The following is a 26,983-nucleotide window of genomic DNA, read 5'->3' as shown; positions in this document are numbered from 1 at the left end:
CATGAAAGCTATCCTCCATCCATGTCCCTCCTCTTCGACTCGTTCTGGCGCGCCGTCGCCTACTGCCTGCATCCGCGGGTGATCGGCCTGTCGCTGCTGCCGCTGGTGCTGTTGATCCTGGCGGCGGGCGGCCTGGGCTACTTCTTCTGGGATGACGCCGTCAACGGCGTGTTCCTGTGGCTCGAGTCCAGCGAATGGCTGGCCGGCTTCACGCGCTGGTTGCAGGACATGGGGATGGCGGGGCTGAAGAACGCCCTGGCGCCGCTGCTGATCATCTTTGCCGTGACGCCCCTGCTCGTGATCGTCGTGCTGCTGATCGTCGCGCTGCTGATGACGCCGGCCCTCGTCAACCTGGTCGGCCGCCGGCGCTTTCCCGCGCTGGAGCGGCGGCATGGCGCGTCGTTCCTGCGCGGAGCGCTGTGGTCGGTGGGCTCGATCCTGCTGGCCGTCGTCGCCCTGGTCGTGTCGCTGCCGCTTTGGCTGATCCCGCCGCTGATCCTGCTGCTGCCGCCCCTGATCTGGGGCTGGCTGACCTACCGCGTCATGACCTTCGATGCCCTGGCGGACCATGCCAGCGCCGACGAACGCCGCCGCGTGTTCCGCGGCCACAGGAGCTCCCTGCTGTTGATGGGCATCGCCACCGGCTACCTGGGCGCGGCGCCGAGCGTGGTGTGGGCTTCGGGCTGGTTCTTCGCCGCGGCCTTCCCGATCCTGATCCCCGTGGCGATCTGGATCTACACGCTGGTGTTCGCGTTCTCTTCGCTGTGGTTCACCCACTACTGCCTGGCCGCGCTGGAGCAGCTGCGGCAGGCCGAACATGCAGCAGCGGAGGTGCCGGCCTTCGTGGAGCCTCAGCTCCTGCCGTAGGTGTCCTCGATGCGGACGATGTCGTCCTCGCCGAGGTAGGCGCCCGACTGCACCTCGATCATCTCCAGCTCCATCTTGCCGGGGTTGTGCAGGCGGTGCACTTCGCCGACCGGGATGTACGTCGACTGGTTCTCGCTGAGCAGGAAGACCTCCGAGCCGCGCGTCACCTGCGCCGTGCCGCGCACGACGATCCAGTGCTCGGCGCGGTGGTGGTGCTTCTGCAGGCTGAGGGACGCGCCCGGCTTGACGCCGATGCGCTTGACCTGGAAGCGCTCGCCCGCATCGACGCTGTCGTACCAGCCCCAGGGCCGCACCACCTTGCGGTGGAACGCGGCCTGCGCGGCGTTGACCGCTTCCAGGTGCGCCACGACCTCCTTCACCTGCTCCGCGCAGCTGCGGTGCGCCACCAGCACGGCGTCGGGCGTGTCGATGATCAGCAGGTCCTGCGTGCCCACCGCCACCACCGGCCGGTGCGGGGCATGCACGAAGGTGTTGCGCGCATTCAACGCCCAGCCCTGGCCGTGCAGGCGGTTGTCGTCGGCATCGGCCGGCCCCAGGTCCGCCACGGCGTTCCAGCTGCCCACGTCGCTCCACTGCCCGCGGAACGGCAGCACCGCCACCTGGTCATGGCGCTCCATCACGGCGTAGTCGATGCTCTGCGAGCGGCAAGCCTCGAACTCGGCGCGGCCCGGCCGCAGGAAGGAGATGCCGGGAGAGGGCGTCAGGCCCTCGTCCGTGTCGGCCTTGGCCATCGCGGCGCGGCAGGAGGCCAGGATGTCCGGCGCATGCTGTTCCAGCGCCTCGATGAGCACGCGGGCCTGCACGAGGAAGATGCCGGCGTTCCACAACGCATCGCCGGCCAGCAGCAGTTCCTGCGCGCGCGCCCCGTCGGGCTTCTCCACGAACTGGGCCACCTGCAGGCTGCCGTCGGGACGTGCCGCGCCCTGGCGGATGTAGCCGTAGGCGGTGCTCGGGAAAGTCGGGACCACGCCGAAGGTGACGATGGCGCCGGAGGCCGCGGCGCTCAGGCCCTCCTTCATGGTCCGGCCGAAGGCCGCGGCGTCGGGAATGTGGTGGTCGGCGGGGCAGAACAGCAGGTATTCGTCCTCCGCGGCATGCAGCGCGGCCAGGGCCATGGCGGCCGCGGTGTTGCGCGCCGCCGGCTCGAGGATCACGGTGCCCTTCGCCTTGGCCAGGCGATAGACGTCGGCCACGAGGAAGCGGTGGTCCTCCGCAGCGACGGCCAGCAACCGCGAGCCGAGCGGCGCCACGCGTTCCAGCGTCAGCTGCAGCAGGCTCTTGTTGCCGATCAGCGGCACGAACTGCTTGGGAAAGCTCTTGCGGCTCAATGGCCACAGGCGGGTGCCGGAGCCGCCGCAAAGGATGACGGGAGTGATGGAGCCCATCCCGTGAATGATAAGGCTCGGCTTTGGCGCGAGGGTCCGGGCGCCGCGCCTTTCTCGTGGATGAGGGCGGGGCCGGTAGGATTACCGCATGAGCGCTCCATCCCCCTCCTTCGGCCTGGTCATCGTCGGTGACGAGATCCTCTCCGGCAAACGCGCCGACAAGCACCTGCCCAAGGTGATCGAGCTGCTCAATGCGCGCGGCCTGCAACTGGCCTGGGCCGAATACGTGGGCGACTCGCCGGAGCGCATCACGGCCACCCTGCAACGGTCCTTCGCCTCGGGCGACGTGGTGTTCTCCTGCGGCGGCATCGGCGCGACCCCGGACGACCACACCCGGCAATGTGCGGGCCGGGCCCTGGGCGTTGCGCTCGAACTGCATCCGCAGGCCGAGGCCCTGATCCGCGAGCGCATGCAGGACACCGCCCGCGAGCAGGGCGTGCCTTACGAGCCGGACCGGCCGGACAACATCCACCGCCTGAACATGGGGGTGTTTCCGAAGGGCGCCTCCATCATCCGCAACCCCTACAACAAGATCCCCGGCTTCACGGTGGGCAGCGTGCACTTCGTCCCGGGATTTCCCGTGATGGCGTGGCCGATGATCGAGAACGTGCTGGACGCCCATTACAGCCACCTGTTCACGCGCGATGCGTACCTGGAGAAGTCGGTCATCGTGTTCGGCTCGATGGAGGCCACCCTCACGCCGCTGATGGAGCAGGTGGAGCGCGAGCATCCGCAGGTGAAGGTGTTCAGCCTGCCGAGCGTCGACCATCCCACGTGGGGCCGCCACATCGACCTGGGGGTCAAGGGAGCCCCGGCGGATGTCGACCCGGCCTATCGGACCTTGCTCGACGGTTTGGCCCGTCTGCAGGTCAAACTCGGCCCTGAATTGGTGCGTCCTTAGCTTGCACCGGCGGAGTGCGCGGGGGCTTTTTGCACCTGAACAGTGCGGTGCCTCCTGCGATCCGCAAGGGTCCCGTAGGGAAAAGACCTCAGGATCGGTGAGAATCGCCGGGCTTCGCGCCGTGACGCATGCACCAGCTTTGGCACAGAACCTGCATCCCGCAAGCCGCACGCTTATCCAACAACCAACCATCCCCCAGGAGAACCTTGATGGCAGCCAAGACCGTCGCAGACGTCATGAAGATGGTGAAGGACAACGAAGTCAAGTTCGTCGACTTCCGCTTCACCGACACCCGCGGCAAGGAGCAGCACGTGACCGTGCCCGTCTCCCATTTCGATGAAGACAAGTTCACGGCCGGCCACGCCTTCGACGGCTCGTCGATCGCCGGCTGGAAGGGCATCGAAGCCTCCGACATGCTGCTGATGCCGGACGCGAACACGGCCAACATCGACCCGTTCTTCGAAGAGACGACGCTGATCATGTCGTGCGACGTGCTGGAGCCGGGTGACGGCAAGGCCTACGACCGCGACCCGCGTTCCATCGCCAAGCGCGCCGAGGCCTACCTAAAGGCCTCCGGCATCGGCGACACCGCCTACTTCGGCCCGGAACCCGAATTCTTCATCTTCGACGACGTGCGCTGGGCCGCCGGCCCCAGCGGCTGCTTCGTCGAGATCGACGAGTACGAAGCGCCGTGGAACACCGGCAAGAAGCTGGAAGGCGGCAACAAGGGCCACCGTCCCACCACCAAGGGCGGCTACTTCCCCGTGCCCCCGGTCGACAGCACGCAGGACATGCGCGCCGAGATGTCCTTGATCCTCGAGTCGGTGGGCATCCCGGTCGAAGTGTTCCACCACGAAGTGGCGGGCGCGGGCCAGAACGAGATCGGCACCAGGTTCAGCACGCTGGTCGAGCGCGCGGACTGGTCGCAGCTGCAGAAATACGTGATCCTGAACGTCGCCAATGCCTACGGCAAGACGGCGACCTTCATGCCCAAGCCCATCGTCGGCGACAACGGCTCCGGCATGCACGTGCACCAGTCGGTGTGGAAAGGCGGCAAGAACCTGTTCGCAGGCGAAGGCTATGCCGGCCTGTCCGAGCTGGCGCTGTACTACATCGGCGGCATCATCAAGCACGCGCGCGCGCTCAACGCCATCACCAACCCCGGCACCAACAGCTACAAGCGGCTGGTGCCCGGCTTCGAAGCGCCCGTGAAGCTGGCGTATTCGTCGCGCAACCGCTCGGCCTCCATCCGCATTCCGTATGTGGCCAACCCGAAGGGGCGCCGCATCGAGTGCCGCTTCCCGGACCCCTTGATGAACCCCTACCTGGGTTTCGCCGCCATGCTGATGGCCGGCCTGGACGGCATCGAGAACAAGATCCATCCGGGCGAGGCGGCGACCAAGGACCTGTACCACCTGCCGCCGGAAGAGGACGCGAAGATCCCGACCGTGTGCCACAGCCTGGACCAGGCGCTGGAGTACCTGGACAACGACCGGACCTTCCTGACCAAGGGTGGCGTGTTCACCGACGCCATGATCGACGCCTACATCGAGCTGAAGATGACGGAAGTCACCCGCTTCCGCATGACGACGCACCCGATCGAGTTCGACATGTACTACTCTCTGTAATTAATCACAGGTTGGGTGGTGAAAGAGGCGACTTTGTCGCCTCTTTCCGTTTCAAATCAACAGCTTATTTGGCAATCTGAAGAGTTTGCGCGATACTGGAAGGCCATCCTGCATCTCGATGCTGGGAGCACCGATGAAACACGCTTACCTCCTGATTCCGCTCGCAGCCGCCGCTTTCATTGGCGCCGCATCGGCACAGACCAAGATTTTCCGCTGCGGCAACACGTACACCAACGACGAAGCCCAGGCCAAGGCCCAGGGCTGCAAGCTCGTCGAAGGCGGCAACGTGACCGTCGTCACGGGGACGCGCTATACGCCTCCGAAGGAGGGCCCCGGCGCCAAGGTCGTGACGGCGCCTGCGGCGGGTGGCCAGCGCATCGACTCCGGCGAGCAGAAGGCGCGTGACGCCGATGCGCGCGCCATCCTCGAGGCCGAGCTCAAGAAGGCGGAAGCACGCCTGGCCGAGCTGAAGACGGAGTTCAACAACGGCGAGCCCGAGAAACAGGGCGCCGAGGGCCGCAATTACCAGAAGTACCTCGATCGGGTCGCCGAACAGAAGGCGAACATCGAACGCACCGAGAAAGACATTGCCGGACTCAAACGCGAACTCGGGCGCGCCGGCAACGCCACCCCGACGGCAGTCAACAAATAAGGCTTCTGCCGGGCTGGTTGCGGCAACGCAGCAAAATGGGGGCTTGAGTACCAAGTCCTCCACCGCTGTCCGCTTCCAGTCCTTCGACCTGCTGGCCACCCTGGTGGCCGTGGTGCGCGGCGACGGCACCGTGCTGTTCGCCAACTCCGCGCTCGAGGATGCCCTGGGTACCTCTCGCCGCGCCATCGAGGGCGCCAGCTTCCTCCCCCTCTTTGCCGAACCCACCGTCTTGCGCAGCGCGCTCGATGGCGCCCGGATCAACGAATACGCCGCGCTGCGCTACGACGCGCGGCTGCTGCGGCAGCAGGGCGAGCCGATGCCCGTGCACGTGGTGCTGGCACAGACCGAAACGGCCGACGAGTTCGTGGTGGAACTGCTGCCGCTGGAAGCCCAGACCCGCCAGGACCGCGAGGAGCGGCTGATCGACCAGGCGCAGGCCAACAAGGAATTGATCCGCAACCTGGCCCACGAGATCAAGAACCCGCTGGGAGGCATCCGCGGCGCCGCGCAGTTGCTGGAGATGGAAATCGACTCGCGCGACCTGAAGGAATACACGCGCGTCATCATCCACGAGGCGGACCGCCTGCAGACACTGGTGGACCGCCTGCTGGCGCCGCACCGCCGGCCCCACGTGGTGGGCGACGTCAACATCCACGAAGTTTGCGAGCGCGTCCGCTCGCTGATCCTCGCGGAGTTTCCGCGCGGCTTGCGCGTGGTTCGGGACTACGACACCTCCATTCCGGAATTCCGCGGCGACCGGGAGCAGCTGATCCAGACCGTGCTGAACATCGCGCACAACGCCTGCCAGGCGTTGACGGACCGCATCGCCGCGGGCGACGCGCAGCTCACCTTCAGGACGCGCATCGGGCGGCAGGTGACATTTGGAAAGCAGCGCTATCGACTGGCACTGGACTTGCATGTCATCGACAACGGGCCCGGTGTACCGGACTCGATCAAGGACCGCATCTTCTTTCCGCTCGTGTCGGGCAGGGAAGGCGGGTCCGGCCTGGGGTTGACGCTGGCGCAAACCTTCGTGCAGCAGCACCATGGCCTGATCGAGTGCGACAGCGTGCCGGGGCGGACGGATTTCAAGATCCTCATCCCCTTGCCCTGAGTCCTACACTTTCGTTAGCTTGCCTGAGGTCACACAGAGAACATGAAGCCGATCTGGATCGTTGACGATGACCAATCCATCCGCTTCGTGCTCGAAAAGGCGTTGCTGCGCGAGGACCTCCCGACGCGCAGCTTCACCAACGCGCGCGAGGTGATGACCGCGCTGGACGGCGCGAGCGACGACGACGGCCCGCAGATCCTGGTGAGCGACATCCGCATGCCGGGCGGCAGCGGCCTCGACCTGCTGACGCGGGTCAAGGAGAAGCACCCCGGCCTGCCCGTCATCATCATGACGGCGTTCTCGGACCTGGACAGCGCCGTGTCGGCGTTCCAGGGCGGCGCCTTCGAATACCTGCCCAAGCCCTTCGACCTGCCCAAGGCCATCGAGCTGATCCGCCGCGCGGTGGAGGAAAGCCAGCGCGAAGAGGTGGCCGAGGAACGCATGGCCGCCACGCCCGAGATGCTGGGGCAGGCCCCGGCGATGCAGGACGTGTTCCGCGCCATCGGCCGGCTGTCGCAGTCCAACGTGACGGTGATGATCACCGGCGAATCGGGCTCGGGCAAGGAGCTGGTGGCCCGCGCGCTGCACAAGCACTCGCCGCGCGCCAGCGGCCCCTTCGTCGCCATCAACACCGCGGCGATTCCCAAGGACTTGCTGGAGTCGGAGCTGTTCGGCCACGAACGCGGCGCCTTCACCGGCGCGCAGACCATGCGCCGCGGCCGCTTCGAGCAGGCCGACGGCGGCACGCTGTTCCTCGACGAAATCGGCGACATGCCGTTCGACCTGCAGACGCGCTTGCTGCGCGTGCTGTCGGACGGCCACTTCTACCGCGTCGGCGGCCACAACGCGGTGAAGGCGAACGTGCGCGTGATCGCCGCAACCCACCAGGACCTGGAGCAGCGCGTCAAGGAAGGCAACTTCCGCGAGGACCTGTTCCACCGGCTGAACGTGATCCGCCTGCGGCTGCCGGCATTGCGCGAGCGGCTGGACGACATCCCGATGCTGGCGCGCCATTTCCTGCAGCAAAGCGGCAAGCAGCTCGGCGTGGAACCCAAGCGCATCTCCGATGCCGCCATCACGCGGCTGATGACCTTCGGCTTTCCGGGCAACGTGCGGCAGCTCGAGAACATCTGCCACTGGCTGACCGTGATGGCGCCGTCGCAGCTGATCGAACCGAAGGACCTGCCGCCCGAAGTGGGCGCCGGTTCCACGGAGGCGGCGCCCGTGGCGGCGCGTCCGGCATCGGCCGCATCGGACCCGTCTGCCAGCGCCGTGGACGATGCACCCGCCGTGCCCGGCGTCGGCGCGGTGGCGGCGCCCGCCGGCGGCGGTTGGGAAAGCGCACTGGAAGTGGAAGCGATGAACCTGCTGCTGGCCGGCCGCCATGACGTGTGGGAAGAGCTGACCAAGCGCTTCGAGTCCAAGCTCATCCTGACGGCGCTGGCCAACACCCGCGGCCGCCGGATCGAGGCGGCGCAGAAGCTCGGCATCGGGCGCAACACGATCACGCGGAAGATCCAGGAGCTGGGGCTGGAGTGAGATGAAGCGCTGGGGTTCTCCTACACGCTCTGCCGCTTCGCGGGACTAGGCTGGTCTCCGACCCCCAACAGGAGCAGCGCATGAAAACGAGCTCGACCCTCATCACGGCCGTGGCGCTTGTCGCCGCCGCATACGGCGCGGTGGCCTTCGCGCAGACCACCGCCAACCCCAGCCCCGGCAACACCGGCGGCGGCGCTTCCACCAGTTCCGGCGCAGGCGTCGTCACCAGCGGCAGCGCCGCTCCAGCGGGCCAGATTCCGGCCGCCAAGGACACCAGCGCGGGCAAGCAGCCCGGCGGCACGGGCGCCGGCATGTCGGCGGTTCCCGCGGGCAAGTCTCCCGCGGCCGACGCGAAAACCGCCGAGACCAAGCCGGCCACGACCACCGCCAAGAAGAAGACGACGGCGAAGAAGACCACGACGGCGACGAAGAAGCCGGTGTCGAAGAAGAAGCCGGATCCGGGCGCTTCGTAGGCCGGGTTCCGCAACGCGAACCCGGCGGGCGCCCGTCAAAGCTCCACCGTCACCGGCGCGTGGTCGCTCGGTTGCTTCCACTTGCGCGGCACGCGATCGATGCTGCACCCCTTCACCAGCGGCCTGACCGCCTCGGTGACGAGGATGTGGTCGATGCGCAGGCCCCGGTTCTTCTGGTAGCCCAGCATCCGGTAGTCCCACCACGTGAAGCTTTTTTCCGGCTGTTCGAACAGCCGGAAGCTGTCGACCAAGCCCAGCTCCAGCAGCTGGCGGAAGTGGTCGCGTTCTTCCGTCGTGTGGTGGATCTGTTCCTTCAGCCCCACCGGGTCGTAAGAGTCCCGGTCTTCCGGGGCGATGTTGAAGTCGCCCGCCAGCAGCAGCCGCGGATGGCGCGCCATCTCCTCGCGGACATGATCACGCAGGCCGCGCAGCCACGCCATCTTGTACGCGAACTTCTCCGTGCCGGGAGCCTGGCCATTGACGAAGTACGCGTTGAGCACGCGCAGCTCTCCCACGGGGGTGTCGATGGTGACCGACAGCAGCCGCGAACTCCCGTCCTCGAAGCCCGCGATGTTCTTCACCGGGTCGCGCACCGGAAAGCGGCTCAGGACCGCGACGCCGTTGTAAGTCTTCTGCCCGAACACGGCGCAATGCCCATAGCCGGCGGCGCGCAGCGCTTCGAGGGGGAACTTGTCGTCGGTGAGTTTCAGTTCCTGGAGGCACAGCACATCGACCGGGTTGGCGGCGGTCCAGTCCTGTACGTGCTGAAGGCGCGCGGCGAGGGAATTGACGTTCCAGGTTGTGAGTTTCATGGCGATCCAGCGATGGATTTTTGTTGATATTTGTATCTGTACGGGGTTCACCATACCCCCAGGGCGTGGTCGAAGGTCCGCGGCATGCGACAGTGTGGGTCATGCTTAAAGTCGTTCCATGCTCTCGAGGCGCTCGCCCGTGAGGGCCGTCCTTGACCGCGTGAAGGTGCGGTGGCGCATGAAGGGGGTCGCCAACACGGCCGGCCTGGCGGCCTTCTTCATCGCGTACTTCTGGATCCTGAACCACCCGCAATTCGAAGTCACGCAGATGCCGGTGACGGCGGTCGACTACTGGATTCCCCACGTTCCAGCCGCGATCGTTCCCTACGCCACGCTCTGGGTTTACCTCTCCCTGCCGCTGGCCCTGATGACCCGCAGCGCCGAGTTCCGCTCGTTCGGCGTGGCGGCCTTCACGCTGTCCGTTGCGGGCCTCGCCTGCTTCTACCTGTGGCCGACCGCTGTCCCCGTCGTTGCCGGCTGGTCACCCAACGCCGCGGACTCGCTGCTGCGCAATGTCGACGGCGGCCGCAATGCCTGCCCCTCGCTGCACGTCGCATTCGCCGTGTTCTCGTGGGTCTGGCTGCGCCGGCTGGTGGCCGACATGGGGGGCCCGGCGTGGGTGCGATTCGGCAACGCGTTCTGGTGCCTTGCGATCACCCTTTCCACGCTGGCCACCCGCCAGCACGTCGTCCTGGATGTCGTTGCAGGCGCTGCGCTCGGCGCAGCGGTGGCAGCGCTGAACATGCAGTGGCTGCGGCGTTCGTCCCATGGCTCCTTCATGCGTTACCGCTCTCCAGGTACCAGTTGAGGATCTGTTCCCCGTTCATGTGCACCACGCCGGCGTGCTTGCCGATGTGCTCGTACACCTTTTCGAGGTAGCCGATGCGGAACGGCTGGCCGCTGATGTAGGGGTGGATGGCGATGGCCATGATCTTCGGCCGCTCCTGCGCCTCCAGGTAGTAGCGGTCGAACGTGTCGCAGCACTTCTGCGTCCAGTAGGCCGCCTCGTGGTGCTGCACGATCATCAGCGGGATGTCGTTGTTTTCGACGGTGTAGGGCAGGGTCACCAGCGGGCCGTTGGCCGTGCGGATCGTGGTCGGTTCGTCGTCGTAGGGATAGTCGCCGATGTACTTCACGCCGGCGGCGGCCAGCAATTCCGGGGTTTCGTACGTTTGCGTCAGGCCCGGGCCCAGCCAGCCGACCGGGCGCTTGCCGCAGAACTTCTCCAGCGTGTCCATGGACTTCTCGATCATCGCCCGCTGGTCGTCCACCTTGTGGATCGGCATCTGCTCCCAGGAGTGCCCCATGAACTCCCATCCCGCTTCCAGGCAGGCGCCGGCGACGCGCGGATAGTCCTGCGTCACGCGCGCATTGATCGACACCGTGGGCTTGATGCCCAGGCTGTCGTAGAGCTTCTTGAAGCGCCAGAACCCCACGCGCATGCCGTATTCGTGCCACGCCCAGTTGGGAACGTCGGGCAGCAGGGGCACCCCGGTGGGCGCCGGCAACACCTGCCGCGCCATCGGACGGCCGATGTCCCAGACCTCGAGGTTGACGATGGTCCACACGATCACCTTCGCGCCTCCGGGCAGCTTCAGCGGCGGACGGTCGACGATTGCAGAGTAGTCGACGCGGTCGCGCGGGATCATGGTCATCGATTGCTCCTGGATGGTGCGCATGGCGGGCATGCAAGTTGCGGATTCTGACGCATCATGCAAGTATCCAACCAACCCATGCACCGGAGGTCATCGATGATGTTTCGTGGTTCCAGGCGTCTGCTGAGCGCCGCCCTCGGCGGCCTCGTCCTGTGCGCTGCCGGCCCGGCGCTGGCACAGTCCGACTACCCGCGGCAGCCGATCCGCATGATTGTCGGCTTCGCCCCCGGCGGCATTTCGGACGTGCTGGCGCGGGCGATCGCCGCCAAGCTGTCGACGCAGGTCGGCCAGTCGGTGATCGTCGAGAACCGGCCCGGCGCCGGCACCACGATCGCCGGCGACGCCGTGGCGAAGGCGCCGCCGGATGGCTACACGATCTGGCTGCAGGACGTGACCACGCACGCGATCAACGCCACCTTGTATCCCAAGCTGCCCTACGACACGCTGCGCGACTTCACGCCGATCGCGCTGGTCGCCTCGACGCCGCTGATGCTGGTGGTGCATCCGTCGTCGCCGGCCCGCAACGTGCGCGACCTGGCCGCGCAGTCCAAGGCCGAGCCCGGCAAGATGGCGTACGGCTCTTCGGGCAATGGCACCATCATCCACCTGGCCAGCGAGATGCTGAAGGCCAGCCAGGGGATCGATGCGGCGCACATCCCGTACAAGGGCAGCAGCCCGGCGACGACGGCCATCCTGGCCAACGAAGTGAGCTTCGTCTTTTCGACCATGCCGCCGGCGGTGAGCAACGTGAAGGCAGGCAAGCTGCGCGCGCTGGCCGTGACCACGCCGCGCCGGGTGGCGGCCGCGCCCGACGTGCCCACCATGGGCGAAGCCGGTGTGCCCAATTTCGACGTGGTGCTGTACAGCGGCATCCTGGGCCCCAAGGGCATGGACCCGGCGATCGTGCGCAAGCTCAACGCGGAGTTCGCCCGCGTCCTGCAGGGCGAGGACATGAAGAAGGTCTACGAGAACCTGGGCGCGGACCCCATCAGTGTCTCGCCCGAGGTCTTTGCGGACATGATGGGCAAGGACGTCGCGCGCTATGCGCCGGTGGTGAAGGCCTCCGGCGCCAAGGTGGATTGAGCGCGGCGCCGCGCTGCGGCGCGGCCGCTCAGACGTGCGCCATCGCGGCGACGCCGATCGCCAGACCCACGGCGGCCACGCCGAACATCACGTATTCCAGCCACTTCTTGCGCGTGAGCAGGGCGATGGCCGCCATGGCGATGGACACCTGCAGCGCCGTCGTGGCCTGGGCCCACCTGTGGTGCACGTGCATCTGCGAGTCGCTCTGCGTGTCCCAGTCCTTCGCCTCGGCCTCGATCTTCTCCGCGTTGGCCTGGATCTCCTTCTTCTCCTTCTCGTAGCGGTCGATCTTGGCCTGGTAGAAAGCCTGCCGGTCCGCCGGGGCCAGGTCGCGCGAGACCTCGGCCAGCGACTGCTTGGTGGACTTGGCCTGGAAGTAGTTCCACTGGTTGGACGCTTCGGTCTTCTTGATGGCCGCGTTGTTCTTGAACAGGCCCGCGTTCGCCTGCGTCGCACCGCCCATGTAGCCGAAGATGGCGCCGACCGTGGCGACCACCGCGGTGAACATCGCGATCTGGTTAACCATGCTGCTGCTGCTGCTGCTGCCATGCGCGGTGTCGCCCGCATGCTGCGCCGCGTGTTCCAGCTCGTGGTCATGGGGGCCGTGCACGTGGAAAGTTCCGCCTGACATGTCAGTCCTTCGGGTGGTTGTTCTGGTAGGTCACGAAGCTGTAAGCCAATCCGCTCGCGCCGACGTGGCGCTCACGCGCCACTTCCCGCCAGCCGGGGCCGAGTTGCGGCGCATGCACGTCGCCCTCGTAGTCGGCGTCGATCTCGGTGACGACGGCCACATGCGCGCGGGGCATCGCCAGCCGGAAGATCTCGGCGCCGCCGGTGATCCAGACGGTGTCCTCCCCGGCGCAGAGCGCCAGGGCTTCGTCCAGCGTGCCTGCCCGTTCGGCGCCGGCCGCGGCCCAGGCGGTGTCGCGCGTGATCACCACGTTGCGGCGACCCGGCAGCGGCCGGAAACGCGGCGGCACCGAGTCCCAGGTCTTGCGGCCCATGATGACGGGCGCGCCGAGCGTGGTGCGCTTGAAGTGCGCGAGGTCTTCGGGAAGGTGCCAGGGCAGCACGCCACCGCGGCCGATGACGCCGTTGCGGGACTGCGCGTAGATGACCCCCAGCTTCATACCGCCACCGGCGCCTTGATCGCGCCGTGGCACTGGTAGTCGGCCACCTCGAAGTCCTCGAACCGGTAGTCGAAGATGGAGGCCGGCTTGCGCCGGATGCTCAGCGTCGGGTAGGGGTAGGGCGCGCGGCTCAATTGCAGTTCCACCTGCTCGTGGTGGTTGCTGTAGATGTGGCAATCGCCGCCGGTCCAGATGAAGTCGCCCACGCCCAGGTCGCATTGCTGCGCCATCATGTGCGTGAGCAGCGCATAGCTGGCGATGTTGAACGGCACGCCGAGGAAGATGTCGGCGCTGCGCTGGTACAGCTGGCAGGACAGCTTGCCGTCGGCCACGTAGAACTGGAAGAAGGCATGGCAGGGCGCCAGGGCCATCTTCGGGATGTCCGCGACGTTCCAGGCGCTCACGATGATGCGGCGCGAATCCGGGTTGGTCTTGATGGTCTTGACCGCTTCCGCGATCTGGTCGACGTGGCCGCCGTCCGGCGTGGGCCAGCTGCGCCACTGCACGCCGTACACGGGCCCCAGGTCGCCGTCCTCGCGCGCCCATTCGTCCCAGATGGTGACGCCGCGTTCGTTGAGCCGCTTGTTGTCGCTGGAGCCTTCCAGGAACCAGAGCAGCTCGTGGATGATCGACTTCAGGTGGACCTTCTTCGTCGTCACGAGCGGAAAACCCTCGTTCAGGTCGAAGCGCATCTGGTAGCCGAACACGCTGCGCGTGCCGGTGCCGGTGCGGTCGGTCTTGGCGGTGCCATGCGCGTACACATGGCGCATGAAGTCTTCGTACTGGGAGCGGACGGGACGGGCGGTCGTCATGGCGGCATTATCTCAACCGGGCGGAACCACCCGCCCGGGATTCAGCAGGTTCTTCGGATCCAGTGCCTTTTTCAACGCCTGCATCATCCGGATCGCCACATCCGACTTGTACTGCGGCAGCTTGCCCACCTTGAGGGCGCCGATGCCGTGCTCTGCGGAGATGGAGCCGTCGAAGCGCTTGACCTGGTCGTACACCAGGGTGTTGACCCGGTCCTCCTGCTGGCGCAGGAAGGCGTGCATGTCCCCGCCTTCGGGCGCCTGCACGTTGTAGTGCAGGTTGCCGTCGCCCAGGTGGCCGAAGTTCACCAGCCGCACGCCGGCGATCTCCCGTTGCAGCAGGGCGTCGGTCTCGGTGCAGAACGCCGGGATGCGCGAGACCGGAAGGGAGATGTCGTGCTTGATGTTCAGGCCTTCCTCGGCCTGCGCCAGCGGAATGGATTCGCGGATGTGCCAGAGCTGGCGCGCCTGCGCGATGTTCTCGGCCACCACCGCGTCGGCGACACAGCCGTCGGCCAGCGCCGTCTCCAGCAGCCGCTCGAACTGGCCGCGCGCGTGTTCTTCCGACTCCTGGTCGGAGTTCTCCAGCAGCACGCAGTACGGCCCCGCCTCGTACAAGGGCACCCGCAGCTGCTTGAAATGCCTGGCGACCAGGCCCAGGGCGAACTGCCCCATCACCTCGAAACCGGTGAGGCCGGCCCCCAGGTGCCGGTGCGCCAGCCCGAGCAGCGTCACGGCCGCTTCCATCGACGGCACGCAGGCCCATGCGGTGAGCGTCACCGCCGGCAGGGGATAGAGCTTCATCGTGGCGCCGGTGATCACGCCGAGCGTGCCCTCGCTGCCGATGAAGAGGTCGCGCAGGTCGTAGCCGGTGTTGTCCTTGCGCAAGCCGGTCAGGCCGTCCCACACTTCGCCTTGCGCCGTGACCACCTCCAGCCCCAGGCACAGCTCGCGCGTGTTGCCATAGCGGACCACCTGCGTGCCGCCGGCGTTGGTGGCCAGGTTGCCGCCGATGGTGCAACTGCCTTCCGCCGCCAGGCTCAGGGGGAACAGCAGCCCGGCGTCTTCCGCCGCCTGCTGCAGGTTCTGCAGCACGCAGCCGGCATCCACCGTCATCGCCAGGTTGTCGCGGTCCACGGCGCGCACGCGGTTCATGCGCGCCAGGCTCAGGACGATCTCGCGCCCGGATTCGTCCGGTATGCCGCCCACGACCAGGCCGGTGTTGCCGCCCTGCGGCACCATCGGCACGCCGGCTCCTGCGCACAGCCGCACCACGGCGGCGACTTCGGCGGTGCTGCCGGGGCGCACCACCGCCAGCGCCTTGCCGCGCGAGCGCTTGCGCCAGTCCAGCTCCCAGGCGCTGAGGTCGCCCTCGGTCAGGACGTTGCCGGCGCCGACCGCGGCACGCAGGCCGGTGAGAAGTTCGTTCATGGCGTTGCCTTCTTCAGGCGAAGCCGCACGTGCAATGCGCAGGCGGCAAACAGGGCGACGGTCAGGGCCACTTCCAGCATGGCGGGCAGGCCTTCGTTCCAGCGCACGATGCCTTCCATGAAATAGGGCCACACCAGCAGGCTCACCCAGCGATAGGTGTACATGCGCCGCTTGAGGATTCCCGCGACCGGTATGCACAGCGGAAGCACCTTCAGGACCCACAGGCTCGGGCGCTCGGGCAGCCACAGCTCCCAGGCGAGGCACAGGAGAATCATTCCCAACAGGCTGGCCACGGCCACCCAGCGTGTTGTTTCGACGGCAGGGGGGACGACGGGTGCTTGGGCGGTTTGCATCTGCGATGGCATCATATCCAGTGATGAACGTTCGACAGCTGCTCGCCGACCTCGCCGCGTTCCCGTGGCTGTCGACCGCGCAGACGCTGCGCGAGCGATTCCGCGAGGACCGGCTCGGCGTGACCGCCAGCAGCCTGACCTTCACCACGATGATCGCACTGGTGCCGTTCTTCACGGTGGCCCTGGCGCTGTTCACCGCCTTCCCGATCTTCAGCAAGCTGCAGGCGAGCCTGCAGCAATGGCTGGTGCAGAGCCTGATTCCGGAGGCGATCGCCCGGCAGGTGCTCGGCTACCTGACGCAGTTCGCGGGCAAGGCCAGCCGCCTGGGCTTCGTCGGGCTGGCGGCGCTGGTGGTGTCGGCGCTGGCGCTGGTGCTCACGATCGACCGCACGCTCAACAGCATCTGGCGGGTGCGCCGGCCACGCCCGCTGGGACGGCGGCTGGTGCTCTACTGGGCCGCGATCACACTGGCTCCGCTGCTGCTGGCCATCAGCCTGAGCACCACTTCGTGGGCGCTGTCCGCCTCGCGCGGCCTGGTGCGGGCGCCGGCCAGCGGCATCGCCTTCATCCTCGACGTCGTCGAGTTCCTCCTGCTGGCCGGCGCCCTCAGCGCCTTGTACCGCTTCGTGCCGAACACGCCCGTGCGGCGCGCGCACGCCATCGTGGGCGGCCTGTTCGCCGCCGTCGGCATCGAGCTGGCCAAACGCGTGCTCGCCTGGTACCTGAGCCTCGTCCCCACCTATTCCGTGGTGTACGGCACCTTCGCCACCGTGCCGATCCTGCTGGTGTGGATCTACATCGCCTGGCTGACGGTGCTGTTCGGCGCGGTCCTCACGGCCTACATGCCGAGCCTGCTGGCCGGGTCCCGCCGTCGCGGCGGCGGGCACGGGTGGCAGTTCCAGCTGGCCATCGAGGTGCTGCAGCAGCTTCACGGTGCCCGCGACACCGCGCGCCGCGGCTTGAGCGCGCGGGAGCTCGCCCGGGCCATGGAGGTCGACCTGCTGCAGCTGGAGCCCGTGTTGCAGACGCTGGTGCAACTGGACTGGATCGGCCGCCTGAACGAGATGGACGACCACGACGCCACGCGCTACGTGCTGCTCGCCGACGCCGAATCCACCGCGCTGGAGCCGCTGATGCGCCAGCTGCTGCTGCCCGCATCGGACGCCACGGCGCGGCTCTGGAGCAGCGGTGGCCTGTCTTCCATTTACTTGCGCGATGTGATCTGATCGGCAGCGCCATGCGAGCGCCGCCCCTCACCGCGGAATGGATCGAGAACGCGGCACTGCGCGCGCCGCGGCGGCCCGCCTTGCGCGACAACGCGCTGGCGCTGGACTACGGGCAGCTGCACGCGATGGTCACCCGGTGCACGGGCTGGCTGCGCGATCGCGGGGTGCAACGCGGCGATCGCATCGCCGTCGGCGGGCCGGGCTTCGTCACGCAGATGATCGTGCTGCTGGCGGCCGAAGCCGTGGGGGCCGTCACGGCCTCGTTCGTGGCCGAGGGCGACCCGGACGCACCTTTCCTTTTCACCCAGGTCCGCCACGTGATCGCCGAAACGCCGCAAGACGTGCCGTCCGGCGTGGCCTTCCATGCGCTGGACGATGCATGGATGCAGGAGCTGGGTTCGGCGCCCGTGCCCGGCCAGGTCACGTGGACTCCGCCGCCGTGGGACGCACCGCACCGCATCGTCCGCACCTCCGGGTCCGCGGGGGCCTCGAAGTTCATGGTGCTCACGCGCGGGGCGTTCGAGTACCGGCTGCGCATGGGGCCGGACGCGCCGACGTCGCCGGACACCCGCCTGCTGATGCTGGCCCCGCTGGTGGTCAACGCCTGCTGGACGCGCAGCAGCACCGTCCTGCGGCAACGGGGCCTGGTGATGGTGGGTGGCGGCGCGGACATCGTGCAGCTCGCCCCCACCGAGGCCTGGGGCCTGCCGATGCAGTTGCAGCGGCTGCTGGGCGAATTGCCTGCCGGTTATCGGGCGCCACGTCCGGTGAATGTCGCCACCGCCGGTGCCCTGGTTTCTGCTGCGGACCGCACGCGCATCCGGTCGGTGTTCGGCGGGACGATCACCAGCCGCTACGGCAACAACGAAGCGGGCTCCGTGTGCGACGACCTCGACGCCGCCGGCCGCGGGCTGGTGAGCGCAGGCTGCGACTTGCGCATCGTCGACGAAGAGGGCCGGGAGCTGCCGCAGGGCGCCTACGGCCGCATCGCGCTGCGCACGCCGTCCATGGTGACGGGATACCTCGATCGGCCGGAAGAAACCGCGGCGGCCTTCCGGGACGGGTGGTTCGTGGGCGGCGACGTGGGCGCCATGCTCGGTTCCCGCCTGCTGCAACTTGCCGGGCGGCAGGACGACCTGGTCAACATCGGCGGGCTCAAGTTCCCGGCCTCGCGCTTCGAGACGGTCCTGCGGGAGCAGCCGGCCATCGCGGATGCCGCTGCAGTGGCAGTGCATCTCGAAGATGGCGCCATTACGCTGGGGCTGGCCGTTGTGTTGAGTGACGGCGCCACGCGCGGGCAGGCGGAGCAGCAGGTGATCGCCGCGCTGTGCGTCGAAAGCGATGTGGTGGCGCGATTGCTGGTGCTGACCGAGATGCCCCGGTTGGGCACGGGCAAGGTGGACCGGCAGGAGTTGCTGCGGCTGTTTCGGCAACAGGCGTGAGGGCGCTGGGGTTCGCCTTCGGGCTCACCACCAGCCTACGGGAGCCTGGATCGACGTGCCTTCGCAGGCCGGTGGTGAGCCCGCAGGCGAACCCAGGTAAGGCCGCCATGATGCTTTCGTAGGCTGGCGGTGAGCCCGAAGGCGAACCCCAGCAACGATGGCGGCGTGCCCACGCGCTTCAAATGGAAAACGGCGCTTGCAGGAACCCGCGAAAGCGCGCGCGCCCGCCCCGCGTGGGCTGCGCGGTGAGCTGGTACGCGGGAAAGCGCGCGAGGAACCTGCCGATGGCGACGCGCCCTTCCAGTCGCGCCAGGCTCAAGCCCGCGCACTGGTGGATGCCGAACCCGAAAGCCAGGTGCCGGTTGTTCGCGCGCGCGAGGTCCAGCACGCCGGGCCGCTCGAACTGCGCCGGATCGCGGTTCGCGGCGCCGATGCACAGCGTGACCAGCGCACCCTCCGGCAACGCGACGCCGCCCACCTCGCAGGCGCGCAGCGCACGCCGGTTGCCGAGCTGGTTGGAAGATTCGAAGCGCAGGAATTCGTCCACCGCCATGGTCATCACCGGCTCCAGGCCCGCCCCCTCAGGGCGGCTGCCGATCGCTTGCAGCAACCGCCGCCTTTCCTGCGGCCACTCCTGCAGCGCGACCAGCGCATTGCCGATCAGGTTCGTGGTGGTCTCGTGCCCGGCGTTCAGGATGAAGATGCAGTTCTGCAGCAGCTCCGCCTCGCCCAGCTGCTCGCCGGACTCACCCTGGATCAGCCGCGTCAGCACGTCGTGTTCGGGATCACCCGGATGCTGGCGCCGTTGCGCCACCAGCACCCGCAGGTAGTCGGTGAACTCGCGCACGCTGCGGTTGCCCAGGTCCTCCTGTTGCTGCGTCAGCTTCGGCTCCAGCGCGCCGAGGATCGCCAGCGACCAGCCGCGCAACGGGCCGCGGTCGGCGTGCGGCACGCCCAGCAGGTTGCCGATGATTTCCACCGGGATCGCGGAGGCGAAGTCCTCGATCAGGTCGCCACCGCCCCTGGCTTTGATGGCATCGAGCAGTCCGTCGACGAGCGTCACCAGTCCCGGCTCCATCTCCCCGATGGCGCGCCGGGTCAGGGCACCCATCATCAGCTTGCGCACGCGCGTGTGCAGGGGCGGATCGTTGAAGACGAGGCTGGTGGTGTGGTGCTCCAGCAGGGCCGAGCCCGCGCCGTATTTCGGGGTGAACTCGACCTTCTTGTCCGAGCTGAACGCCTGCGCATCGCGATACACCGAGGAGAGGTCCGCATGGCGCGTGAGAAACCACGAGCCGTCCGGCATGCGCCGCACCGGCTCCGTCTCGCGCAGCACGTCGTACACGGGGTAGGGGTTGGCGTAGAAATCGGCCGGCAGCGCGCGCAGGTCGAAGCCCGCCGCGATCTCGCGCGCCCGCTCGGGCGCCATCGGCGGTGTCGCCCGGATCCCGCTCACGGCTGCAGGAAGTCGCGCAACGCGAACAGCACGGCGTCGGGTGCTTCCGACATCATCTGGTGGCCGCCGTCGACGAGCACCGTCCGGCCATCGCGCGCCTTCTGCTGCAGCCCCTGCGCGGCCTTCGGCGGCGTCATCGCGTCCGACTTGCCCAGCACGAACAGGACCGGGCAGCGCACCTTGTCGATCGCCTCATCGCCGCCGGCGTAGCTGTCGCAGGCGACGAAGCCCCGGTGGAAGACGTTGACCGTGCGGTTGCTCGCCAGCACCCGCCGCATCAGCGCCCGCGAGCTGCCGTACAGCCAGGTGCCGGGCCCGAGCCCGGAAGGCGGCGGCGCCAGCATCGAATGGGAGAACGTGTTCACCATGTCGATCGCCTTCATCGGCTGGTGCTGCGAGTTTTCCAGCAGCGCGGCCGACACCTTCATCGGGTAGGCGATGCCCACCAGCGCAAGCTGCGTCACGCGCTGCGGCGCCCGCGCCGCGGTCTCCAGCGCCACCAGCGCGCCGAAGCTGTGTCCGACCAGCGCCGCGCGTTCCACCTTCAATGCATCGAGCAGCGCCAGCATGAAGCCTGCGGCCTCCTCCACGCTCTTCGGCGCGTCGCCCGCGCTCCTGCAGTGGCCGGGCAGGTCGACCGCCACCACGTTCCAGCCGTGGTGCGCGAAGTAGCGGCTCTGCAGGATCCAGACGCTGTGGTCGTTCAATACGCCGTGGATGAAGGCGACGGTGGGCTTGGCGGCATCGAAGGGCTTGCCACCCGTGTAGATGAAGGTGCGCGCGCCATTGACCAGGAGTTCCATCGCGTTTCCCTCAGGCCTTTTCAGCGGCGCGCAGGGCCCGCTTGAGGTCGTCGATCAGGTCGTCCGGGTCTTCCAGGCCGATCGACAGGCGAATGGTCGCCGGGCCGATGCCGGCGCCCTGGAGCGCTTCGTCGGTCATGCGGAAGTGCGTGGTGCTGGCCGGGTGGATCACCAGCGAGCGGCAATCGCCGACGTTGGCCAGGTGGCTGAAGAGCTTGAGCGCCTCGATGAACTTCTTGCCCTGCTCGCGACTGCCCTTCATGTCGAAGCTGAACACCGAGCCGGCGCCGCGCGGCAGCAGCTTCTGCGCCAGCGCATGGCTGGGATGCGATTCCAGCATCGGGTGGCCCACGCGCTCCACGAACGCGTGCGACGCGAGGAACTCCACCACCTTGCGCGTGTTGCTCATGTGCTTGTCCATGCGCAGCGACAGCGTCTCGATGCCCTGCAGGATGAGCCAGGCGGTGTGCGGGCTCATGCAGGCGCCGAAGTCGCGCAGGCCCTCGCGGCGCGCCCGCAGCAGGAAGGCGCCGACCGTGGACTCCTCGCTGAACACCATGTTGTGGAAGCCGTCGTAGGCCGCAGTCAGTTCCGCGAAGCGCCCGGAGGCCTCCCAGTCGAAAGTGCCGCCGTCCACCACCACGCCGCCGATGACGGTGCCGTGTCCCGACAGGAACTTGGTGGCCGAGTGGTACACCAGGTCCGCCCCCAGGTCGAAGGGTTTCATCAGGTAAGGGGTGGTGAAAGTGGAATCCACCAGCAAGGGCACGCCGGCGTCGTGGGCCAATGCCGAGACGTTGGGGATGTCCAGCACATCGAGGCCCGGGTTGCCCACGGTTTCTCCGAACAGCAGCTTCGTTTCCGGCCGGATGGCGGCGCGCCAGCCGTCGATATCGCCCGGCTTGACGAAGGTCGTCGCTATGCCGAAGCGGCGCATCGTGTAGTGCAGCAGGTTCTGCGAGCCGCCATACAGCGCCGTGCTGGCGACGATGTGCGAACCCGCCCCCATGAGGGTGGCGATCGACAGGTGCAGCGCCGCCTGCCCGCTGGCGGTGGCGATGGCGCCGATGCCGCCCTCCAGCGCTGCGACGCGTTGCTCCAGCACCGCATTGGTCGGATTGCTGATGCGCGAGTAGACGTGGCCGGAGCGCTCGAGGTTGAACAGCGCCGCGGCGTGGTCGCTCGATTCGAAGACGAACGAGGTGCTCAGGTGGATGGGCACGGCCCTTGCGCCGGTGGCGGGGTCGGGCGCCGCGCCGGCATGCAGGGTGAGCGTGTCGAAACCAGGGTCGGAATAACCGGGCATGGGGCTTGTCTCCTCCTGGAGCCGCGTCACTGTTGGAACAGTCCGGGATTGTGGGCTATATTCTTCCGGACCCGACCCCGGGCTTGCGCGGGGCCGGTCCCAGGAGAGAGCCATGAAAGTCAGCGACATCCTCCGCGTCAAGGGCAACACCCTCTATACGGTTGCGCCCGACGAGCCCTTGAGTCGCGCCATCGACACCATGGCCGAAAAGGACATCGGTTCGCTGGTCGTCATGCACCTGGGCGACCTCGTGGGCATGCTCACCTTCCGCGAGGTGATCCAGTGCATCAAGGCCAGCCAGCACTCGGTGGGCGACACGCTGGTGCGCACGGCGATGGACGACCACCCCCTGACCTGCACGCTGGAAACCGAGCTGGACGAGGTGCGCCGGATGATGCTGGAGCGCCATGCCCGCTACATGCCTGTCATGGACAAGCGCATGCTGATGGGCGTGATCAGCCTCTACGACGTCGCCAAGGCGGTCGTGGACAGCCAGAACTTCGAGAACCGCATGCTCAAGGCCTACATCCGCGACTGGCCGGCGGCGGACGACCAGCTGCCTTCCGCGCAGCTGTAGTCCGCGCCCCGGCGGGGGCTACAGCCAGGCGCCTTCGGACGCGTCCGCCACGCCGATCATCTGCACGGGGGCAGCGGCCACCCGGTCCAGGGTGATGTTGCGTACCGTGACGTCTTCCAGCGATGCGGCATCGTTGCCGAGCAGGTCCTGGATGGCGCGCGCCTGGTCCCAGGCGGCGTCGCGGTAGTCGACGCTCACCGCCTGGCCTTGCGCGACCGCCTGGTCGAGCCGCAGGACGAGGGTGTTGTTGGTCGCATTGAATGTCACGCTGCCGATGTCGACGTCCCGGCCGCCCGCTTGCACGGTGAAGGCGGATGCGGCCGGCAGCTTGCTGCCGTCCAGCGTCTCGTCGTAGCGCAAGACCAGCACCTTTCCGTCGATGCGGGCCGCAACCAGGGTGGGCGCGACGCCGTCCACGGCGATGTCCTCCCTGTCTGCCAGCGAGCCAGGGCCACCCGGGGCGGGAAGTGTCAGGGTCGCGGCATTGCCCGCGGCGTCGCGGATGCTGCCGCCGGCAAGGTGGATCGCCGCCGTGCCCAGGTAGTCCAGGTCGGCACTGACATCACCTGCCTGCACCGTATAGCGGAAGGTGAGCATCTGGGTGCCGCTGCCGCCCGCAAACGTCGCCATCCGGTCGACCGATCCGGTCTCCAGGGCCAGCTGGGGCGCTCCGTCGACCAGCACCGTCTCGCTGAAACGCACGCTGATCACGATGACGTCGCCCAGCCCGTACTCTCCTGCCTCCTGCGGCGAGGCGACGGTGCGCACCGTCGGCGCGCGATGGTCGACGGTGATTTCCAGCGGCCCCGAAGCAGCGCTGGTGTTGCCGGCCGCGTCCGTCGCGAGCGCGGTGAGCTGGTGCGTGCCGGCGGCCAGTGCTGCGCTCGTGATGGACCAGTCTCCGCTGGTGTCCGTCGTGGCGGTGCCCAGCACCGTGGTGCCATCGGTGTCGTACAGCGCTACCGCGGCGCCCGCGTCCGCGGTGCCGGTGAGCGTGGGTGTCCTGTCGCGGGTGAGCCGGTCGGTGGGTGAGTTGCCGGTGTCGCTGCGGGCCGCGAGTTCCGGCGATGAGGGTGCGCCGGGTGCCAGCGTATCCAGCACATAGTCCTGCGACCAGGCCACGCCGGCGCGGTCCAGGGCGTCCGTGACCCGGACGTGCAGGGTGCCCGATCCCGTGAGCGTGGCGCCGTGCGACCAGGTGGCATCGCCCGCGCCAGCCGTCGCAACATCCCATGTCGCGCCGTTGTCGAGCGACACCTGCACGGCTTCCCCAGCTTGCAGCGGCGCGCTCAAGGTGCCCGAGATCACCTGCGCCGTGCCGGACGTGACGAAGTCGCTGCCGGAGCGGCCGGTATCGTCCGACAGGGTGGCGCCGGTCACCGTCGTCATCGGGGCGCTCAGGTCGACCAGGACCGCCAGCGCACCCGAGGCGGGGCCCACGTTGCCCGCCGTGTCCGTCACGCGCGTGTGCAGCAGGTGCGAGCCCTCGCCCAGGGTGGAGGAAGTGATCGACCACGTGCCGCCGGTGGCGACGCCTTGCCCCAGCACGTTGTCGTTCGCGTCGTACAGGGTGACCAGCGCGCCCGATTCGGCCGTGCCGGTGACGGTAGGCGTCTGGTCGGCCGTGATGTCATCGTCGCCTGCACGGCCAGTGTCGGAGCCGGCGTCCAGGTCCGGCGTCGAGCTCGCCACCGGCGCGGCGGTGTCGATCACGACCGTGAGCGCCGGGGAGGCCGCGCCGAGGTTCCCGGCCGCATCTTCCGCCCGCACGGTGAGGGCGTGCGTGCCTTCCGCGAGGGCGGGAGCGGTGAGGAACCAGCTGCCGTCGATCCCTGCCGTGGTGCTGCGCAGCACCGTGGTGCCGTCGGTGGCGTACAGCCGCACGGTCGCGCCGGCCTCGGCCGTTCCGCTGAGGGTGGGCGTGGTGTCGCTGGTGATGCCATCGCTGGAGGACGCGCCCGTGTCGCTGCCCACCTGCACTTCAGGCACGGCGGGAGCGTCGGGCGCCCGCGTGTCGAACGTCAGGGCGGGGCGCGTGCCGGCGCCGCCGCCGTTGCCGGCCGCGTCCGCCCAGCTGCCCGCGGAAAGGGTGATGCTGGCCACGCCGCCGTCGGTGCTCGCCGTCGGCGTGAAGGTCGCGGTGCGGGTGATGCCGGCCCCCGACAGCGCGCCGAGCGTGCCCCCGGAGACCGCAACGTCGCCCAGCGTGAAGCTCGCGCCCGGGTTCTCGGTGAAGCTGAAGGTGATCGTGGCGGTCTCGCCCGCGGCGAGCGCGGCCCGGTCGCTCGTGATGGCCACGGCCGGTGCGGTGGTGTCGATCGTCACCGCCAGGCCGCTGGACGCGCTGCTGGTGTTGCCCGCCGCGTCGATGGCGCGCACGGTGACGGTGTGCGAACCCTGGCTCATCGTGCTGGAGGTGATGGACCAGTTGCCGCTGCCGTCGGCCGTCGTGCTGCCCAGCACCGTGGTGCCATCGGTGTCGAACAGGCGGACGGTGGCGCCGGCTTCCGCGGTTCCGGTGAAGGCGGGGGTGGCGACGCGGGTGATGTCGTCCGTGGCGGAAGAGCCGCTGTCGCTGACGGGATTCATGTCGGGCGCCGAGGGAGCAGCCGGCGCGAGCGTGTCGAAGGACAGCGTGAGGCCCGCCGAGCCGCCGAGGTTGCCGGCGGCGTCGGCATAGCTGTTACTGCCGAGCGTGATGCTTGCCGTGCCGTCATTGGTGCCGGCCGTCGGGGTGAAGGTGGCGGTGCGGACGAGGCCGGCGCCGGAGAGCGCGCCCAGTGTGCCGCCGGTCACGGTGAGATCGGCGGCCGTGAAGCTGGCGCCCGGGTTTTCGGTGAAGGTGAAGGTCACGGTGGCGGTCTCTCCCGCCTTGAGCGTCGTGTCGCTGGCGGTGATGGCCGCAGTGGGCGCAACGCCGTCGATCACCAGTTGCTCGTTGGCCGACAGGGAGCCCGAGGCGCCCGGGGTGGGCAGGGACACGACCGCATCGACGCCTTCCAGCGACTGGATCGTGCCGCCGTTGAGGCTGAGCGCGGCGGTGGAGAGCACCTCGAGGTCCAGGCTCCGGTCGCCGGCCTGTACCGTGTAGCTGAAGGTCAGCACGGTGCTTCCAGAACCGGATACGTAGTCGATCACGCGGTCCGTGGTGCCCGTCTCCAGCGTCATTCGCGGCGTTCCCGTGACGACCACGGACTCGTCGAACGCAACGTCGACCTGGATCGTGTCGCCGACCTTGTAGGTGCCGGCCACCGTGGGCGAACTCACCGAGGTGACGCTGGGAGCGAATCCGATGTCGGAGATCGCCAGGGCGTCGATGGCGAAGAAGTAAAGGGAGCCGCCGTTGGTGGTCGCCGTGATCTTCAGCGTCGTGATGTCGGTCAGGCCCGAGAAGTTGAGCGTCTGGGTCGCCATCGCGGATGACGTCATTGTCTGAGCGCTGCCCACCTGGCTGCCGTTGGCTGCAAAGCCCTGCACGACGAAGGTTTGCGTCGTGCTGGGGGCGCCCCCGTAATTGGCCACGTTCCAGAGAGTCACGGAATCCGCCGTGAACACCTTTCCGTCGGCGAAAGAGAGCGTCACCGCCGATTCGCTGCCCCCGCGCGATGCGTAGACCAGCCCGTAGCCATAGGTCACCGACCCCTGCAGGGCACCGTCGATGACGAGCTGGTATCCAGCATCCCCGTTGACGTTGTAGACGGCGTTCGGCGAGCTGTAATAACTCCCTCTGTTGCTGAACCTCCCGTAGTTGTCGAAACTGATCGAGGTGGGCCCCGGAATGGCCAGCACGTCCTGCCAGCCTGCCGCGAGTTGCGCGTCCACCAGCGGCGCCGTCTCGATGTTGCCGCTGGTCACCTCGAGGTCCCAGTCCGCGCCGAGGGCGGTGTGCCCCGTGAGGTCGTCCGACATCGCCACGTCCGCCCCGGTGGCGATGGCGAGCGCGTCCGCCAGCCCGCCGCCTGCGCCGGCCTCGCAGCCGTACAGCAGCACGTCGGCGTCCGGCGCGAGGCTGCGGCCGATGGCGGCCAGCTCGGGCTGGCGCGCGATCACCTCTGTCGAACCCAGGACGAGCGAACCCAGCGCAACACCGCCGGCCGAGCCGTGCGAGATCACGTGCAGCGCATCGATCCCGCTGCGCCCCTCCAGGGCCTGCGCGATCTGGGCCAGGCCGTCGCCGGCAGCATCCAGGATCACCACTTCGCGGCCCGCGCCGAACGATGCCGCGAGCTGCGCGTGGTTGCCCACGTCGTCCATGATGAACACGATCTCCTGGCGCGGGCTGGAGATCACGATGTCGGTAGCGGCAGTCACGGTGGTCAT

General features: G+C 68.2%; 24 protein-coding genes. 12 read left to right on the top strand and 12 right to left on the bottom strand.

Going from position 1 to position 26,983, the window contains the following annotated elements; genetic code table 11:
- Positions 1-21: 21 nt before the first annotated feature.
- Entirely contained in the window at positions 22-867 is an 846-nt protein-coding gene (locus tag WG902_RS09060; protein WP_340059697.1) for an EI24 domain-containing protein, read from the top strand.
- Here WG902_RS09060 and WG902_RS09055 read toward each other — a convergent pair.
- Positions 852-2,273: a mannose-1-phosphate guanylyltransferase/mannose-6-phosphate isomerase gene (locus WG902_RS09055; RefSeq protein WP_340059696.1), complete on the bottom strand. Its 1,422-nt coding sequence runs from the start codon at positions 2,271-2,273 to the stop codon at positions 852-854. The genes WG902_RS09060 and WG902_RS09055 overlap by 16 nt on opposite strands.
- A gap of 88 nt (positions 2,274-2,361) precedes the next feature.
- Here WG902_RS09055 and WG902_RS09050 point away from each other — a divergent pair, with 88 nt between their 5' ends.
- The 6 genes from WG902_RS09050 (at position 2,362) to WG902_RS09025 (ending at position 8,580) form a co-directional block, all read left to right on the top strand.
- Positions 2,362-3,174, top strand: a complete 813-nt coding sequence (locus WG902_RS09050; protein WP_340059695.1) for a competence/damage-inducible protein A — start codon at positions 2,362-2,364, stop codon at positions 3,172-3,174.
- 209 nt (positions 3,175-3,383) lie between these two features.
- Complete coding sequence (gene glnA, locus WG902_RS09045; RefSeq protein WP_340059693.1) at positions 3,384-4,802, top strand: type I glutamate--ammonia ligase; 1,419 nt, start codon at positions 3,384-3,386, stop codon at positions 4,800-4,802.
- 133 nt (positions 4,803-4,935) lie between these two features.
- Positions 4,936-5,454, top strand: a complete 519-nt coding sequence (locus WG902_RS09040) for a hypothetical protein (protein WP_340059692.1) — start codon at positions 4,936-4,938, stop codon at positions 5,452-5,454.
- 43 nt (positions 5,455-5,497) lie between these two features.
- Entirely contained in the window at positions 5,498-6,568 is a 1,071-nt protein-coding gene (gene glnL / locus WG902_RS09035) for a nitrogen regulation protein NR(II) (RefSeq protein ID WP_340059691.1), read from the top strand.
- A 42-nt stretch (positions 6,569-6,610) separates the two neighbouring features.
- A complete protein-coding gene (gene ntrC / locus WG902_RS09030; protein ID WP_340059690.1) occupies positions 6,611-8,107 on the top strand; it encodes a nitrogen regulation protein NR(I) in 1,497 nt (498 codons plus the stop codon).
- An 80-nt stretch (positions 8,108-8,187) separates the two neighbouring features.
- Positions 8,188-8,580, top strand: coding sequence for a hypothetical protein (locus WG902_RS09025; RefSeq protein ID WP_340059689.1), 393 nt, complete (start codon positions 8,188-8,190; stop codon positions 8,578-8,580).
- A gap of 35 nt (positions 8,581-8,615) precedes the next feature.
- Here the strand turns inward: WG902_RS09025 and xth are convergent, their stop codons facing one another.
- Positions 8,616-9,392 carry an exodeoxyribonuclease III gene (gene xth, locus WG902_RS09020; protein WP_340059688.1) on the bottom strand — a complete coding sequence of 259 codons (777 nt, stop codon included), beginning with the start codon at positions 9,390-9,392 and terminating at the stop codon, positions 8,616-8,618.
- A gap of 139 nt (positions 9,393-9,531) precedes the next feature.
- On the opposite strand from xth, the gene WG902_RS09015 reads away from it, so the two are divergent.
- Entirely contained in the window at positions 9,532-10,200 is a 669-nt protein-coding gene (locus WG902_RS09015; protein ID WP_340059687.1) for a phosphatase PAP2 family protein, read from the top strand.
- Here WG902_RS09015 and WG902_RS09010 read toward each other — a convergent pair.
- Positions 10,169-11,080 carry a polysaccharide deacetylase family protein gene (locus WG902_RS09010; RefSeq protein WP_340059686.1) on the bottom strand — a complete coding sequence of 304 codons (912 nt, stop codon included), beginning with the start codon at positions 11,078-11,080 and terminating at the stop codon, positions 10,169-10,171. The two genes, WG902_RS09015 and WG902_RS09010, sit on opposite strands and share 32 nt — an antisense overlap.
- Positions 11,081-11,143: 63 nt before the next feature.
- Here WG902_RS09010 and WG902_RS09005 point away from each other — a divergent pair, with 63 nt between their 5' ends.
- Positions 11,144-12,130: a Bug family tripartite tricarboxylate transporter substrate binding protein gene (locus WG902_RS09005; protein ID WP_340059685.1), complete on the top strand. Its 987-nt coding sequence runs from the start codon at positions 11,144-11,146 to the stop codon at positions 12,128-12,130.
- 28 nt (positions 12,131-12,158) lie between these two features.
- Here WG902_RS09005 and WG902_RS09000 read toward each other — a convergent pair whose 3' ends face one another.
- The 5 genes from WG902_RS09000 to WG902_RS08980 are packed head-to-tail and all read right to left on the bottom strand — an operon-like array spanning position 12,159 to position 15,853.
- Entirely contained in the window at positions 12,159-12,761 is a 603-nt protein-coding gene (locus WG902_RS09000; protein WP_340059684.1) for a DUF4337 domain-containing protein, read from the bottom strand.
- Position 12,762: 1 nt separating this feature from the next.
- On the bottom strand, positions 12,763-13,260 hold the full coding sequence (locus WG902_RS08995; RefSeq protein ID WP_340059683.1) for a dihydrofolate reductase: 498 nt from the start codon (positions 13,258-13,260) through the stop codon (positions 12,763-12,765).
- Positions 13,257-14,072 carry a thymidylate synthase gene (locus WG902_RS08990; protein WP_340059682.1) on the bottom strand — a complete coding sequence of 272 codons (816 nt, stop codon included), beginning with the start codon at positions 14,070-14,072 and terminating at the stop codon, positions 13,257-13,259. The genes WG902_RS08995 and WG902_RS08990 overlap by 4 nt, the downstream gene beginning before the upstream one ends.
- Before the next feature lie 12 nt (positions 14,073-14,084).
- The gene (locus tag WG902_RS08985; RefSeq protein WP_340059681.1) at positions 14,085-15,500 is read right to left on the bottom strand and encodes an FAD-binding oxidoreductase; all 1,416 of its coding nucleotides are present in this window, start codon (positions 15,498-15,500) and stop codon (positions 14,085-14,087) included.
- Positions 15,497-15,853, bottom strand: coding sequence for a DUF2069 domain-containing protein (locus WG902_RS08980; RefSeq protein WP_340059680.1), 357 nt, complete (start codon positions 15,851-15,853; stop codon positions 15,497-15,499). The genes WG902_RS08985 and WG902_RS08980 overlap by 4 nt, the downstream gene beginning before the upstream one ends.
- A gap of 23 nt (positions 15,854-15,876) precedes the next feature.
- On the opposite strand from WG902_RS08980, the gene WG902_RS08975 reads away from it, so the two are divergent.
- Together WG902_RS08975 and WG902_RS08970 are read left to right on the top strand one after the other, a co-directional pair.
- Positions 15,877-17,079, top strand: coding sequence for a YihY family inner membrane protein (locus tag WG902_RS08975; protein ID WP_340059679.1), 1,203 nt, complete (start codon positions 15,877-15,879; stop codon positions 17,077-17,079).
- An 11-nt stretch (positions 17,080-17,090) separates the two neighbouring features.
- A complete protein-coding gene (locus WG902_RS08970; protein WP_340059678.1) occupies positions 17,091-18,521 on the top strand; it encodes a class I adenylate-forming enzyme family protein in 1,431 nt (476 codons plus the stop codon).
- A gap of 178 nt (positions 18,522-18,699) precedes the next feature.
- Here the strand turns inward: WG902_RS08970 and WG902_RS08965 are convergent, their stop codons facing one another.
- The 3 genes from WG902_RS08965 to WG902_RS08955 are packed head-to-tail and all read right to left on the bottom strand — an operon-like array spanning position 18,700 to position 22,086.
- Positions 18,700-19,950 carry a cytochrome P450 gene (locus WG902_RS08965; protein WP_340060177.1) on the bottom strand — a complete coding sequence of 417 codons (1,251 nt, stop codon included), beginning with the start codon at positions 19,948-19,950 and terminating at the stop codon, positions 18,700-18,702.
- Positions 19,951-19,973: 23 nt separating this feature from the next.
- Positions 19,974-20,780, bottom strand: a complete 807-nt coding sequence (locus tag WG902_RS08960; protein ID WP_340059677.1) for an alpha/beta fold hydrolase — start codon at positions 20,778-20,780, stop codon at positions 19,974-19,976.
- Positions 20,781-20,790: 10 nt separating this feature from the next.
- Positions 20,791-22,086, bottom strand: a complete 1,296-nt coding sequence (locus tag WG902_RS08955; protein WP_340059676.1) for an O-acetylhomoserine aminocarboxypropyltransferase — start codon at positions 22,084-22,086, stop codon at positions 20,791-20,793.
- 112 nt (positions 22,087-22,198) lie between these two features.
- On the opposite strand from WG902_RS08955, the gene WG902_RS08950 reads away from it, so the two are divergent.
- A complete protein-coding gene (locus WG902_RS08950) occupies positions 22,199-22,663 on the top strand; it encodes a CBS domain-containing protein (RefSeq protein WP_340059675.1) in 465 nt (154 codons plus the stop codon).
- 18 nt (positions 22,664-22,681) lie between these two features.
- Here WG902_RS08950 and WG902_RS08945 read toward each other — a convergent pair whose 3' ends face one another.
- Complete coding sequence (locus WG902_RS08945; protein WP_340059674.1) at positions 22,682-26,983, bottom strand: Ig-like domain-containing protein; 4,302 nt, start codon at positions 26,981-26,983, stop codon at positions 22,682-22,684.

The organism is Ramlibacter sp. PS3R-8 (assembly GCF_037572435.1).
Classification (GTDB): Bacteria; Pseudomonadota; Gammaproteobacteria; order Burkholderiales; family Burkholderiaceae_C; genus Ramlibacter.
This window is presented reverse-complemented; position numbering and strand designations above follow the sequence as displayed.

Excerpts from the sequence above, each read along its gene's own strand:
- WG902_RS09060 (WP_340059697.1), top strand. The coding sequence starts at position 22 with ATGTCCCTCCTCTTCGACTCGTTCTGGCGCGCCGTCGCCTACTGCCTG.
- WG902_RS09055 (WP_340059696.1), bottom strand. The coding sequence starts at position 2,273 with ATGGGCTCCATCACTCCCGTCATCCTTTGCGGCGGCTCCGGCACCCGC.
- WG902_RS09050 (WP_340059695.1), top strand. The coding sequence starts at position 2,362 with ATGAGCGCTCCATCCCCCTCCTTCGGCCTGGTCATCGTCGGTGACGAG.
- glnA (WP_340059693.1), top strand. The coding sequence starts at position 3,384 with ATGGCAGCCAAGACCGTCGCAGACGTCATGAAGATGGTGAAGGACAAC.
- WG902_RS09040 (WP_340059692.1), top strand. The coding sequence starts at position 4,936 with ATGAAACACGCTTACCTCCTGATTCCGCTCGCAGCCGCCGCTTTCATT.
- ntrC (WP_340059690.1), top strand. The coding sequence starts at position 6,611 with ATGAAGCCGATCTGGATCGTTGACGATGACCAATCCATCCGCTTCGTG.
- WG902_RS09025 (WP_340059689.1), top strand. The coding sequence starts at position 8,188 with ATGAAAACGAGCTCGACCCTCATCACGGCCGTGGCGCTTGTCGCCGCC.
- xth (WP_340059688.1), bottom strand. The coding sequence starts at position 9,392 with ATGAAACTCACAACCTGGAACGTCAATTCCCTCGCCGCGCGCCTTCAG.
- WG902_RS09010 (WP_340059686.1), bottom strand. The coding sequence starts at position 11,080 with ATGCCCGCCATGCGCACCATCCAGGAGCAATCGATGACCATGATCCCG.
- WG902_RS09005 (WP_340059685.1), top strand. The coding sequence starts at position 11,144 with ATGATGTTTCGTGGTTCCAGGCGTCTGCTGAGCGCCGCCCTCGGCGGC.
- WG902_RS09000 (WP_340059684.1), bottom strand. The coding sequence starts at position 12,761 with ATGTCAGGCGGAACTTTCCACGTGCACGGCCCCCATGACCACGAGCTG.
- WG902_RS08995 (WP_340059683.1), bottom strand. The coding sequence starts at position 13,260 with ATGAAGCTGGGGGTCATCTACGCGCAGTCCCGCAACGGCGTCATCGGC.
- WG902_RS08990 (WP_340059682.1), bottom strand. The coding sequence starts at position 14,072 with ATGACGACCGCCCGTCCCGTCCGCTCCCAGTACGAAGACTTCATGCGC.
- WG902_RS08985 (WP_340059681.1), bottom strand. The coding sequence starts at position 15,500 with ATGAACGAACTTCTCACCGGCCTGCGTGCCGCGGTCGGCGCCGGCAAC.
- WG902_RS08980 (WP_340059680.1), bottom strand. The coding sequence starts at position 15,853 with ATGCAAACCGCCCAAGCACCCGTCGTCCCCCCTGCCGTCGAAACAACA.
- WG902_RS08975 (WP_340059679.1), top strand. The coding sequence starts at position 15,877 with ATGAACGTTCGACAGCTGCTCGCCGACCTCGCCGCGTTCCCGTGGCTG.
- WG902_RS08970 (WP_340059678.1), top strand. The coding sequence starts at position 17,091 with ATGCGAGCGCCGCCCCTCACCGCGGAATGGATCGAGAACGCGGCACTG.
- WG902_RS08965 (WP_340060177.1), bottom strand. The coding sequence starts at position 19,950 with ATGGCGCCCGAGCGGGCGCGCGAGATCGCGGCGGGCTTCGACCTGCGC.
- WG902_RS08960 (WP_340059677.1), bottom strand. The coding sequence starts at position 20,780 with ATGGAACTCCTGGTCAATGGCGCGCGCACCTTCATCTACACGGGTGGC.
- WG902_RS08955 (WP_340059676.1), bottom strand. The coding sequence starts at position 22,086 with ATGCCCGGTTATTCCGACCCTGGTTTCGACACGCTCACCCTGCATGCC.
- WG902_RS08950 (WP_340059675.1), top strand. The coding sequence starts at position 22,199 with ATGAAAGTCAGCGACATCCTCCGCGTCAAGGGCAACACCCTCTATACG.
- WG902_RS08945 (WP_340059674.1), bottom strand. The coding sequence starts at position 26,983 with ATGACCACCGTGACTGCCGCTACCGACATCGTGATCTCCAGCCCGCGC.